This is a genomic window from Crocosphaera sp. XPORK-15E, from assembly GCF_034931425.1.
Lineage (GTDB): Bacteria > Cyanobacteriota > Cyanobacteriia > Cyanobacteriales > Microcystaceae > UHCC-0190.
The window spans coordinates 1-13,206 of sequence record NZ_JAYGHQ010000001.1; the positions used below are offsets into that span (position 1 = coordinate 1).

8 protein-coding genes and 1 pseudogene are annotated in these 13,206 nt (G+C 38.5%); 5 read left to right on the forward strand and 4 right to left on the reverse strand.

Annotation, left to right across the window (positions count from 1 at the left end):
• The first annotated feature begins 390 nt into the window (after positions 1-390).
• On the forward strand, positions 391-2,178 hold the full coding sequence (locus VB691_RS00005; protein WP_323289405.1) for a lipoxygenase family protein: 1,788 nt from the start codon (positions 391-393) through the stop codon (positions 2,176-2,178).
• A gap of 174 nt (positions 2,179-2,352) precedes the next feature.
• On the opposite strand, the pseudogene VB691_RS00010 reads toward VB691_RS00005, so the two are convergent.
• The 4 genes and pseudogenes from VB691_RS00010 to VB691_RS00025 all read right to left on the reverse strand — a co-directional run.
• A pseudogene (locus tag VB691_RS00010) lies at positions 2,353-2,751 on the reverse strand (hypothetical protein); the annotation flags it as partial.
• Positions 2,752-2,762: 11 nt separating this feature from the next.
• Entirely contained in the window at positions 2,763-3,686 is a 924-nt protein-coding gene (locus tag VB691_RS00015) for a putative Ig domain-containing protein (RefSeq protein ID WP_323289406.1), read from the reverse strand.
• A 75-nt stretch (positions 3,687-3,761) separates the two neighbouring features.
• Positions 3,762-5,591, reverse strand: a complete 1,830-nt coding sequence (locus tag VB691_RS00020; protein WP_323289407.1) for a hypothetical protein — start codon at positions 5,589-5,591, stop codon at positions 3,762-3,764.
• A 115-nt stretch (positions 5,592-5,706) separates the two neighbouring features.
• The gene (locus VB691_RS00025) at positions 5,707-7,173 is read right to left on the reverse strand and encodes a hypothetical protein (RefSeq protein WP_323289408.1); all 1,467 of its coding nucleotides are present in this window, start codon (positions 7,171-7,173) and stop codon (positions 5,707-5,709) included.
• Positions 7,174-7,954: 781 nt separating this feature from the next.
• Between VB691_RS00025 and VB691_RS00030 the strand changes: the two genes are divergently transcribed.
• The 4 genes from VB691_RS00030 to VB691_RS00045 all read left to right on the forward strand — a co-directional run bounded on the left by VB691_RS00030 (position 7,955) and on the right by VB691_RS00045 (position 12,962).
• Positions 7,955-8,950 (forward strand): LamG-like jellyroll fold domain-containing protein, encoded by a 996-nt coding sequence (locus VB691_RS00030; RefSeq protein ID WP_323289409.1) that lies wholly within the window; start codon positions 7,955-7,957, stop codon positions 8,948-8,950.
• A 330-nt stretch (positions 8,951-9,280) separates the two neighbouring features.
• Positions 9,281-11,044 (forward strand): hypothetical protein, encoded by a 1,764-nt coding sequence (locus VB691_RS00035; protein WP_323289410.1) that lies wholly within the window; start codon positions 9,281-9,283, stop codon positions 11,042-11,044.
• Between the two features lie 29 nt (positions 11,045-11,073).
• The gene (locus VB691_RS00040) at positions 11,074-11,805 is read left to right on the forward strand and encodes a sulfotransferase family 2 domain-containing protein (RefSeq protein WP_323289411.1); all 732 of its coding nucleotides are present in this window, start codon (positions 11,074-11,076) and stop codon (positions 11,803-11,805) included.
• Positions 11,802-12,962 (forward strand): hypothetical protein, encoded by a 1,161-nt coding sequence (locus VB691_RS00045; protein ID WP_323289412.1) that lies wholly within the window; start codon positions 11,802-11,804, stop codon positions 12,960-12,962. Before VB691_RS00040 ends, VB691_RS00045 begins: the two co-directional genes overlap by 4 nt.
• The last annotated feature ends 244 nt before the right edge of the window (positions 12,963-13,206 follow it).

The window sequence follows — 13,206 nt, forward strand, 5'->3', positions numbered from 1 at the left end:
TTCGAGACTTGGAGAAGCCCACGCCGTAGCTTGCTCGGCGTTGGGAGTCGTCACGCATTGATCCTAATACACTATAGTCCAAACTTCAGTATCAAGAATTTTTAAGCAAAAGTTGATTTTAGAGATTTGGGTAGATTTGTCTTGTAATATAAAACCCAAAAGGGCTTTTTTATAAGCTTTCGTTTTTAAGTTAATTGATCTAATCCACCTTTCATCGGTTCTGATAGAGCGAAAAAAGAGGGGTAAAAACAAAAAAAAAGGTAATAAAACTCATTGACTTTTTGTCTTGTTTATGGTTGCTCTTGTATCAGCTTTTGAGGACTTTTGCCAGAGGGTTTTAGCTTCTTTGTTAACTATTTCTTCATCACTTTTAGAGGATAAATCAACAATATGTCAAGTAATCCTAAAGATACCTTTACCTGGGTTGATCCTAAAGTGCGTTATCCTGGCGCACCTCCCTATGTAGTTGGACTTCCGAAGGGGGAAGGAATGAGTCCTTTCAAGGTTTTCTTATTTGATTTTACTGCGCTTATTTCTGCTTTAAGTTTAATTCTTGCTCAACTTCTTCATGTCTTGGGTTTTTCTACTAGAAACAAAATTGAATTTAAAGGAGTTGCTGATTTAGGCTTAGGGGTAGCATTAGCTCCTGCTAATAAATGGGAAAAACTGAAAGATTTGGCTCAATTTTTCAAACCTTGGACATTATTACCGAAACCTTTAATTGCTGATAGATGGGAAGAAGATGCCGAATTTGGCAATCAATTCTTAGGGGGACTAAACCCTGTTTTAATGAGAAAAGCTAATCCAGAAGATCTTGTAACAGATGGTAGATTTCCCGTAACAGATGACCATCTTAAACCCTATTTAGGCGATAGTTTTTCCTTGGCTTCAGCTTTTGAAAAAGGGAAATTATACTTACTAGATTATCAAGTTTTTGGTGACATCGTTGAGCCAAAACAAGAAGATCAACTGGGACGATATTCCGCTTCTCCTCTGTGTTTATTTTATCTCAATGATCAAGAACAGTTGCTCCCTGTTGCTATCAAAGTCAAGCAAAAATATAATCCAAAAACTGATCCTTATCCAGAGATTTTAACGCCTAAATCTTCTCCTACAGAATGGAAAGCGGCTAAATTAGCAGTTGCCGCGACGGATATCGCTTATCAAGGCATTATTGCTCACTTACTTGATACCCATTTAGTGATTGAAGTTTGTACCGTTAGTACCTATCGAACTTTATCACCAGATCATATTCTTTATCAACTACTCAAACCCCACTTTTTTAACACCTTAGCTATTAATTATATGGCTCGTTCCACCTTTTTAGGGCGAGGCAATTTCTTTGATAGCACAGGGGCATTAGGTTACACTGGCTCTAATGAATTATTAAGCCGAGCTTATTGGGGCAAAGGGTTAGTAACCGACTATGAAGGTGAACCTTGGCTGTTCTACAAAAAAGCCTTACCTCAGCGTTTAGAAGTCCGTGGAGTAAGTGACTTGCCTAACTATCACTATAAAGATGATGCACTCCTCATGTGGGATGCTACGAGAAAGTATGTCAGTGATGTTCTGAAAAACCACTATAAAGACAACAGCGCAGTAGAAAGTGATGCTCAACTACAAGCCTGGAAAAATGAATTAATTGACCCTAATGCGGGAACAATTCAAGGGTTATTGCCAGAAGAAAAAGCCGATCAATTGACAGGAAAACTTAATAATTTGGATGATCTAATTGAGATTGTCACTACCATGATTTTTCTGGCAACTACGCAACACGCTGCTGTTAATTTTGGACAATACGATTATGGTTCTTGGGTTTCTAATATGCCCTTTGCCTTGTATAAGCCTTTTTCTTCTCTTTATGGTGAAGATGTGAAGACCGAAGAAGACAGAGAAAAAATCTTATTAGATTGGCTACCTGATCGCAAACAAACCATCAAGCAAATCGTCTTAGTTAAGGTCTTAACCATACTTCCTCCCTACACCAGTAAGAGTCTTTTAACCTTGCCTAATCCTTTAAAAAATGACTCGGACAGACAGGCATTTAAGGATTTTCGTAAACGGTTGAAAGAAATTGAAGTTCAACTACAAGAACGTAACAAAAAATTGGTTAAAGAAGGCAAAATTCCCTATGTTTATTTGCTGCCTTCTCATATTCCCCAAAGTATTGCTATTTAGGAATCATTTACGATTGCTATAGCAGGAGAAAAAGGGGGCGATACTGTGCGATCGCCCCCTTTTTAGTACCTGGTTAAAAAGTCTGTGTCCTGTGGGAATCGACTTTTCAAGCCGTTCCGACAGAACACAAGTAAAGCGAAAGATTTTGGGGCAAATGCTCACAAATTGAACACCCTAGAAAGACACCCCAACTTGTGTATCAATAACCAAATCACCCGTTCCCAAGGCTCGGATAGTGATCTGATCACCACTACCTTGACCGGAATACTTTAACACCACATTGAAGGTCAAGTCAGATCCTGGGGCAACCCCTTTAAACTGACTCGGATCAATGCGATAGACATAGTTAAAGTTGTCATCAACCGCAACAATAGTAAAGTCCTTGTTGACTTGTTCTAAGCCCTGTTCAATGGCAGAAACCAAATTAGAACTATTAGGACTTAAAGGGATAACGGTTCCCACACCCAACTGACTAACTAGCTGTTGATAAGTCGGGACATAGTTCTGAGTGACCAGGAAAATCGGCACAATATTGGCTTTTTCCACTGCCGCTTTAACTTGAGCAACAGAAGGATAATCTTCTCCTAAACCATTACCATCAAGAACAGCATCTCCATTATTAGGACGAACACCAGCAAACTGTTAACTTCTTTATCCCCTGGCACGCCAGAAAACTTGCCCGTTGTTCCCTCAAAGTTTAACCAACTGGGTAAAGCACTGCCATTCTCTAAGGTTGCAGTGTAACTCAATGAATCACCATCAGGATCACTAAATGTTCCCTTGGGAATGGTGAAACTGAAGCCATTACAAGGGTTAATAGCTTGGTCAGGAATGGATTTATCTACCACAGGGGGTTTATTACTGGGACAGGGAACTAGAGGAATTTGATCCGTTCCGATCTCAGCAAAATCAAAGGCTAAATAGGGTTCTTCGGGGGCATTAAATTCAGCGATTAATGACCCTTGCCAAAAGTCCCCTTTGTCTGTAAATACCTGAGAGAAGTTGAGGGGAACAAATGTGGCTTGAATCCGCCCATCTTTTGTTCCTTTGGCAGAAGCGTTTAACTCTGTGGTCACAGTTGAGCCATCAGCACTGGTTAAGATAACTTCTGCGGGTTCTACATCATAATCCCCTACCATGACGTTTAAAAACAAAGGTGTATCTTTGGGTAGTTTGTCTTTTTCTACCTTGAAGTTAAACGTAAAGACGGGTTTATAGGGGAGTGCGTCGGGTTTGCCCCCAGGAAAGGGTTTTCCGTAGCTAGAAGCATCTTTATAACCAAAAGCTCTGGCTAAGGAGAGATCTGTATATTCAGAGCCTTTGCTGCCTGTATCAGTAAATCCTAACCCAGTAATATAGGTGTTAGCAATTTCTGCATCGGAACGGTTATCAAAAGGATCACCCGCATCACGGTTACTGATTTTGCCATCTTTATTAAAGTCTGGCAGAAAATCTCTTGTAGTTAAGATGTCTTTTTCATCTTTTTCAAGTTTTGTAAGCCTGTACACATATGCTAAATTTTTGGACTTTTGAGCAAAATTTGTGCGATCGCCTTCTTTTTCAGAAAAGCGATCGCTAAAATTTTAAGATTGTGGACAAGGAGTCAAAGGAATCTGTTTAGTGCCAATTTCGGCAAAATCGAAGGCTAGAGTCGGTTCATTGGGGGCATCAAAATCTACATCAAAATAACCAACCCAATAACCAGCTTCACCACTAACATCACCATCACTAAACACTTGATCAAACTCCAGAGGGACATAAGAAGCTTGAATTATGCCATCTTTGTCCCCTTTAGCAGAGGCTATCACATCTTTGGTGACAGTCTGACCATCCGCACCCTTGAAAATGACTTGTACGGGTTCAACATCGTAGTCCCCAAGCATCACATTTAAAAACAAAGGTGTGCCTTGGGGTAGTTTAGCCTTAGCTACCTTAAAGTGAAACTTAAACCCAGGGGTATTAGGTAAAGTATTGGGATCACCATCGGGGAAGGAATGGCCATAAGTCGAAGAACTCTTATAACCGAAGGCCTTACCTAAGAAAACATCCGTATAATCAGAGCCTTTGCTACCCATATCCTCAAAACCGTCACCCGTGAGGGAAGTCCCGACTACTTCTGCATCAGAACGATTATCAAAGGGATCACCCGCATCACGGTTGCTAAATTTACCATCTCCATTGAAATCAGGCAGAAAATCTCCTGTTGAGAGAGTACCAGTGCCATCAACGTTAATAGTCCCACCATAAGCGGCTTTTAAGCCTTGTCCCTCTTTGAAGCCAAAACCATCGAAATCACCAAGACGAATGGAACTAAACGCCCCAGGAATCGGTTTATTGGGGTCACAGGGATTAGGTTCTGGTGTAGGTTCAGGTTTAGCTATAGGTGTAGGTTCTGGTGTAGGTTCAGGTTTAGCTATAGGTGTAGGTTCTGGTTTGGGTTCAGTTGCGACAGAGGAAAAAGTTAAATTGTCAATTCCAATGGGATCATCTCCAATCATCTCAATAGTTTTAATGCCTTTGAGTTGACTCAAGTCCAATTTCGTCAGGGATGCGTCTGCACCAGTAGAACTGGGAAAGGCTTTGGTGTAGAGACTTTCTCCTTGAGCATTTAAGACTTTGAGATTAATGCCTTGACCACTATCAATGTCAGCCATGTACAAGCAGAGATGATTAACTGGTTCACTGAACGTGATCGCTCGGCGATAGTTAATAGGACGATAAGCAGCCCGGTTACCAGGTTCTGTCAAAAAGCGACCATTAAAATTGCCTTGGTCTGAGGCAATGACTTGGTTCGGCCCTGCTTGACCACCAAATCCCCCTTGAGACTGACCTACTTCAATGACGTTGAGTCCTTCAAAAGAAATGGTTACGCCACCACTGGAAATAGGCGCGGCCTTGCCATTTACTGTTTCTTCTTTGTTGAAATCAATTAAGGTAGCCTGATCCCCTTCTAAACAAGTCCCTGGTTTTGTTGTGGGAGGAGCCACTGCTGTGTCACCAACGGTAAAGCTAGAACGAGTTTGAACGGTATAGCCGCCAGCAGGCCAGTTAAAATAGCTACGCACCTGATAATTACCAGCCGGAAGACCGTTAAAGGTGTAAGTCCCATTCTGTTTACCCTGAGTGTAAAAGTATGGACCATAGCTATTGTCTGGCTTATCAGAGGAAGAAATGGTGATCCAATCGTTTTTGTTACCAGGAAAACCGGAATATTCCACAATAATCTGCTCATTGGCAGCATAATTGCTCTTTTGAGTCTTAACTGTTGCAGTAGCTACCGCCACAGTGTAATCATTTAACAGGGTGTTAATAGATGTCCCACCTTGGGCGATCGCAGGTTGTCCCACCATCATCAACAGCAATAAAACTGCCATCAGCATTACCTGAAGGCTTTTGAGCATTGTTCGTTTCACGATTGTTTTCTCCAAAGTTGTTGAGTTATCAATGAATAATTATTCATCATGAATTATTCACTAATTGAAAAAAAGTGCGATCGCCTTCTTTTTCAGAAAAGCGATCGCCTAAAATTTAAGATTGTGGACAAGAGGTCAAAGGAATTTGCTGAGTACCAATTTCCGCAAAATCGAAGGATAAATAGGGTTCTGTCGGTGCATCAAAATCTACATCCAAAGAACCTACCCAATATCCTGTTTCTCCACTGGTATCACCATCGGCAAAGACTTGGGAGAAGTCTAAGGTACCAAAGGCCGATTGAATGATGCCATCGTTTTCTCCCTTAGCAGAGGCGGTTAATTCTTGTCTGACAGTTTTACCCTGACTATTCTTGAGAATCACTACCACGGGTTCAACATCATAGTCTCCAAAGATGACATTGAAGAATAAGGGTGTGCCTTGGGGTAATTTATCTTTAGCCACCTTAAAGCGGAATTGGAAACTGGGGGTATTGGGTAAAGTATTGGGATCACCATCGGGGAAGGAATGGCCATAAGTCGAAGAAGTCTTATAACCGAACGCTTTACCTAAAGAAAGATCGGTATAATCAGATCCTTTACTTCCCATATCTTCAAAACCGTCACCCGTGAGTAAGGTTCCAGCGACTTCGGCATCGGAACGATTATCAAAGGGATCTCCCGCATCGCGGTTACTGATCTTATTATCCCCATTGAAGTCAGGGAGATAGTCTTTGGTAGAAAGAATACCGTTACCATCAAGGTTAATGGCACTACCAGAGGTAGATTTTAGCCCTGTCCCATCCTTAAAGCCAAAACCATCAAAATCACCAATACGAATGGTACTAAATGCCCCAGGAATGGGTTTATTGGGGTCACAGGGATTAACAGTTACAGGTGGTTCAGGAAACCCTGGTTTGAGTTCTCCTGGTGGCGTAATGGCTACTGGTGGTTTTTTATAGACAATACGCCAATGAGTGGTTTTCGGATCGCGTTCTTTGGTACTCGATGTGGAGACACAAAGGTAATTGTTTTCACAACCTGCACCTCTGGTATCTAAATAGCTATTATCATAGACATTCTGTAGGTAAATCTCATCATTTGACAACACAGGAGTCCCAGACTGTTTGCCACTTGCTGAAAGGATAGTCCAAGTCGAGGTATTGTAACCTCTTTCGTTTGCACCACGAGAAGTTGATACACAAAGGTCATTACCTTCACATCCTCGACTATTTGTGTCCAAATAGCTACCATTAAATCCATTCTGTAGGTAGACTTTCTCATTGTATAAAACAGGGGTGTCCACTTGTTTACCAGTTGCAGAAACCATTGTCCAAGTTGAGGTATTGTAACCTCTTTCGTCTGGAGCATGAGACGTTGAGACACAAAGGTCATTACCTTCACATCCTCGACCGTTCGTGTCTAAGTAGCCTCCGTCTCCGTTCCAAAGATTAGGGAGATAGTATTCTTTCCCATAAGTCAGTTCGGGACTGGTTTGGGCGATCGCCGGTCGTCCCACCATCGTCAACAGCAATAAAACTGCCATCAGCATTACCTGAAGGCTTTTGAGCATTGTTTGTTTCACGATTGTTTTCTCCAAAGTTGTTGAGTTAATAATGAATAATTATTCATTATTAATTATTCATTCTTCATTATTAACTAATGAAAGAAAGTGCGATCACTTTTCTGAATAAGAAAGCTATTGCCAAAATTTTTAGATTGTGGACAAGCGATAGTTAACCCTAAAACAAAGAGCAATAGAGATTTTTTTGTTCGCTTAATTTTAAGACAAAAACATCATAGCATCTCTTGGATTAAAACCCTACAAAATCAAGATTCGTAACAAGCTCTATCTATACTATCTATACTATCTATACTATCTATACTCTCTATACTATCTATACTCTCTATACTATCTATACTCTCTATTTTAACATTTCTTTAAGATTAAGTTATGATAAAATATGGGAGTATTATCGAAGGTCAAAAAACGGAATGTAAATGAAACTTTTTGTCAAGTTAATCTTAATAAAATTAAATTTTAAGTTTGAGTCAAAAACAATGATATGGTTATTTAAGTGAAATTCTGGCGTTGCTGATTGATGGTATGATTTTTATCTCGCGCAAAGACGAGGCAGCGCGGTCTTGGGGTCTCCCCAAGTAGAGCGACTGCCGTGCAAAGACGCAAAGAATGGCTGTTTCATACCCTGATTCAGCAACGCCCGATTTTCTAATCAAATATCTTAATTTGTCAAGTTTTTTTTATGAATTTTAATCTAAATTCTTTCAGTAATTGACAATAATAATGGTATACTGAGTTAGGAAAAAACTACTTGACAAATAATAGTCACAGAGGAAACAAAATCATGGCAAATGTAGTCCCCGTATTATATTTTGATGGTGACGAAGATTACATCAAAATTCCTGATAGTCCTTCCCTACGGATATTAAATTATACTGTAGAACTTTGGCTGAAAACCGATGGTATTCCTAACGGTTGGGTAGGGGTTTTTGGTAAGGTTAATTTCAACTATAATTTATGGTTATGTTATTTAGGACAGATTGGACATAATTGGCATACAACACAATCAGCTAAAGCTATATCTAACACCTCTGAAAACATTGTTAAATGGGATCAATGGCAACATATTGCTATTACCAATGATGGGAAAGTTGCCAAAATATTTATTAATGGTGAATTAATTACCAAAAGTTCTGTAGATGGCTCATTAGTAGCAGACAATACAGAGTTAATAATAGGAGCCGGTCTGACAGGAGAAAAAGGCCAATACTATAAAGGATATCTGACAGAAATTCGTTTGTGGAATAAAGCTCGTTCTGCTGATGAAATAAAAGCCGATATGTATCATCGTTTAACAGGTAATGAAAACGGGTTAGTGGGATATTGGCCGCTGACAACGGCTGCTAATAATGTTGCTGTTGATAAAACTTCAAGCAACAATAACGGTAAGATTTATGGAGCCGTTTTCCAAAATGCACAGTTACCTGGTCAATTATCAGTAGAACCGGCTGTTGCTACAGTAGAAATTAGTGATCTATTCTATAAGGCAAAAGCAGATAAAAAAGCTGATCAATATGTGGAAATTACGAATAATGGTACCGCAGTAGCCGATTTATCAGGTTGGAAAATTAAATCTTTAGCCAAGAGTCTAAAATATATTTTTCCAGTGGGAATTAAATTAAACCCAGGGCAAAGTATTAAAGTCTATAATAATGAATATCATCCCGAATCAGGCGGTTTTCTTTTCTTCTCTGAATGGGGAGTTTGGAAAAACAAAGGAGATACCGCTACGTTATTAGATTCAAAGGGTAATGAAGTGTCTACTTTCAGTATTCCTTAAAAAATAAGTAATCAAAACAAGTAGGAGTTAACGTCTATTGACTCCTACTGAATTTCGTAATTCACACAGATGGTCAAGGGGAATTTTGTCAGCAATCATTCATTAACGGAGAAACCGAAATCATGGCACCTTATCAGACGCAACAGGAAAAGAAATTGATCCTTTTGTTACATTAAGGCTTTCCCCTGTTTTTGTAAAAATTCACAAAAATACAACATTTTTTTATATTTATTTATGAAAAAAAAGGGATAATAAATATATAATAATTATTAGTTAAATGATAATATTATCGAAGGTTAAATGACAGAATGTAAATCAAACATACACAGAATGAATGGTGAGTTTAACGGTCATCGCAGTCGCGGAGCAATTCCACATTTATCCCTATCAAACTATCAAGCAGAAAACGATGGGATATACAAACAAATGAGATATTTGTCCCTATGTCATCCAGATGATGGGTTAATTCAGACAAAAAAACAAATCATTGGGGCCGGTCAATTAGGAACTCATAGCACTTATAGTATTATTAATCCAGGAGCATTATATCAAGACCAGAAGTTTCAATTACTGTGTCGAGGAGAACCTGATGAAACCGTCTGGTTTGGGGATTTTTTAGTTCATCAAGCGAGTCCTTTGTGGTGTATTTTAGATGATAACCTAAACATCAAAGAAAGCTTTTTACTGCATTATCCAGAATTACCTCCTAATAGTCGGCCAGAAGATTGGCGTTTGTTTGAATATCAGGGCAAACTTTACACAAATCATAGCATTTATATGATGCTTGATCGTGAACAATGGATTGTGCGTTCTCGTCCAGGAATTTCGGAAATTGATCTACAAAACCGAACCCTAACATTGCGCTGGATACTAGAACCCCCTTTTGAAGCTTCATCAGAAGAAAAAAACTGGAGTTTCTTTGTTCATGAAGATTCATTGATGTGTGTTTATTCCTTTAAACCTTATGTTATTTTAGAGATTGATCTAGAACGGGGAAGAACTTACAAAATATTAGAAGCTGAACCTAATTATCAATGGTATGATAAGGGAAAATTTGTGGGGAATAGCACCAATTTAGTCTCTTGGAATGAGGATCATTATATTATGTTTGTCCATGATTTCTTAGAACCCAAACATGAACAGAGAAACCGCGCTTATATGCAATACGGAACTCTGATAAGTAAACGCACCTTACTCCCCACAAGCATTATCCCCCGACCCTTAATTATAGGGGGAGATGAACCAGGGAGACATCCAGGAGTGCATTACACCAGCGCATTAGTTAACCGAGAAGACGGGTTATATGGATTTTATGGACAGGGAGACACCCATACGGGAATTGTGGTGTTTAATAAAGATTACCTGAATGGGTTATTTGACCAGTATCAACTAAACAAGAACAAAAACAAACAATTGGGAATTATGAAAGGATTAGACTCTAGAAAAGGTATTATTGTTTCTTACCCTGCAAGTGGGTTTAACTGGGTACGTTATTGTATCGAATATTTTACCGGACTACGCACCGCAGGAAAGACTAAACTGATCGAAGATGGAGAGTTAGCAGTTTACCGAACCCATTATGTTAAATATGCAGCTGAGGTTGATTCCTGTTTTTGTCCTTTTTATGATGACCAAGGGAAACCATTACATCGCAAAGTTGTGTTAATTTTAAGGGATTATAGAGAATCATTTATTCGTGCTGCGAAAGGAAAAGATATAACGGATCTCAGCGTAGAAAAGATCAGAAGTGGTGATGTATTCGAGTTTGAGGAATATTTTGAAAATCTCAAAGCTTATGATGAATTTTCGGGGAAAAAACTGCTTGTCTATTATCCTGAGATTGTTAGTGATCTTTCTGGAATTACCAAGATTTTAGATTTCTTAGAATTGCCCTATGATTTAAGCAATTTTGATTTAGAATACCATCGTCAGCAGTCTATCAAAATCTATGACACTCAACACACATCCCATACTCAAAATAATATCTATGATTTTAGTTTCCATCAAAATGAGGCTGATCCAGAAATTATTAAGGCCATTGATGAATTTTTCTCCAAAAATTATGGAGATTTAATTAATAGATACTTACGCTAAAAACCAAGGAGAATTAAAAGTAAGCAATCATGATTATTTCCCACGAATACAAATTTATTTTCATTCATATTGGTAAAACAGGAGGAACCAGTATTGAGAAAGTTCTTTGTGACTATTTAGGGATGGATTTTGAGGCAACAGAAATAAGTCCAGAAGGGGAATGGTGGAAACATATCTGGGCAAAATATATGAAGGAATACGTCGGGGAAAAAATATGGAATGATTACTTTACTTTTGCTTTTGTTCGTAACCCCTTAGACATGATTTTGTCTTTGTATTCCATGTATACCCAATATCCAGAATATACTAACAGAGAAGAATACCCAGAATTGTATCATCCTTGGAATCAATATAAAGATTTTGAAGACTTTATTCTAAGTATGGGGGAATGTAGACATGAACCCGATGAGGAGTGGCGATCGCAACTTGACGAAATCGGGGTAAAGCAGACGATGGATATATGGTATGACCTAGAAAACCACCAAACCAGTTATCTAACTAATAGCTGGAAGGGAAAAGAAGAAGGGGAAGGGGAAATTTTAGTTGATTTTGTGGGAAGATACGAAAATTTAAGAGAGGACTTCCATACAGTGTGTGAGAAAATCGGTTTACCTAAGCTTGATTTAATTCATCATGGTGTTACCATTCATCGACCTTACTACAGATTATATACAAACAAGATGAAAGAAATTGTCTATAATCATTCTTCTTTAGATATGGAGCGTTTTGGTTATGTCGAGTCAAAGGTAAAACCAATATGAGCATAATTGAAGGAGGTTATCATGGGTATCATGGTCGCAGGCCAATATCACCCCTATCTGTTTCAAACGCTCAAGTAGATGATGATGCACTCTACGAACAGATGAAACAATTAGCCTTATGTTACACCTATCCAGGTTTAATTAGGGCTAAAAAAACTCTTATTACAGCAGGTCAATTAGGGACAAATAGTGCTTGTAGTATCATTAATCCAGGAGCTTTATACAAGGATAATGAATTTCATCTGCTTTGTCGTGGAGAGTCTAATGATGCAGTCTGGTATGGGGATTTTTTGGCCCATCAAGGGACTCCTTTTTGGTGTATTTTAAATCAAGATTTAACCATCAAAGAAAGCTTTGCGCTCACTTATCCAACCTTACCCCCTAATAGTCGGCCTGAAGATTGGCGTTTGTTTGAATATCAGGGTAAACTTTATAGTAATCACAGTGTTTATCAACTGCTTGATTCCCAAAAATGGATTATTCGCTCTCGTCCAGGAATTTCTCAAATTGATCTACAAAACAAAACGATAAATTTACGCTGTCTACTCGAACCCCCTTTTGAAGCTTTTAATGAAGAAAAGAACTGGAGTTTTTTTGTCCATGAAGGGTCATTAATGTGTCTTTATTCCTTTCAACCTTATATCATTTTAGAAATTGATCTAGAACGAGGAACAACAAAAAAAGTCTTAGAATCTGAACTTAATTATCAATGGTATGATAAAGGAAAATTTATCGGTAATAGCAGCAATATGGTGTCCTGGGATCAAGATCATTATATTCTGTTTATTCATGATTTTTTAGACCCAAAACAGGAACCAAGAAACCGCACCTATCTGCAATATGGGACTTTGATCAGCAAAAAGACCTTATTACCCACTAGCATCATTCCTAGACCCCTACAAATGGGAGGGGACGAAAAGGGAAGACATCCAGGGGTTCATTACACTAGCGCAACAGTTAACCAAGAAGATGGGTTATACGCTTTTTATGGCCAGGGAGATAGTCACATTGGTATGATGATTTTCAATAAAGATTCTCTTAATGGATTATTTAATGAGTATCAATTAAAGAAAGGAAACTTTACTATTCCTGCTTATGCTAGAAAATCATTAAACTGGTTGTGGAATGGTATCAAAAGTTTAATCAAATTGATGTAGTGTTATAATCTGGATCATAAATATTTAACAATGGCTTAATCTTAACTTCTTCTGTTGTTTTTTGATTGCTTTTTTGAAAGTTTTGATGCCAATTTTCGGAAACTCATACCGCTTTTTTGACAATAATTCCCCAAATCTTTTAGTCTGATAAAAGCCTCAGATGAATTTTTTTTAGTGTTTTGAAGCATCAATAATGACTACTCTCTGAAGGATCAGGGCAACTTGTGTTAAGTTAGTCAGTAGA

Excerpts from the sequence above, each read along its gene's own strand:
- VB691_RS00030 (WP_323289409.1), top strand. The coding sequence starts at position 7,955 with ATGGCAAATGTAGTCCCCGTATTATATTTTGATGGTGACGAAGATTAC.
- VB691_RS00045 (WP_323289412.1), top strand. The coding sequence starts at position 11,802 with ATGAGCATAATTGAAGGAGGTTATCATGGGTATCATGGTCGCAGGCCA.
- VB691_RS00040 (WP_323289411.1), top strand. The coding sequence starts at position 11,074 with ATGATTATTTCCCACGAATACAAATTTATTTTCATTCATATTGGTAAA.
- VB691_RS00005 (WP_323289405.1), top strand. The coding sequence starts at position 391 with ATGTCAAGTAATCCTAAAGATACCTTTACCTGGGTTGATCCTAAAGTG.
- VB691_RS00035 (WP_323289410.1), top strand. The coding sequence starts at position 9,281 with ATGAATGGTGAGTTTAACGGTCATCGCAGTCGCGGAGCAATTCCACAT.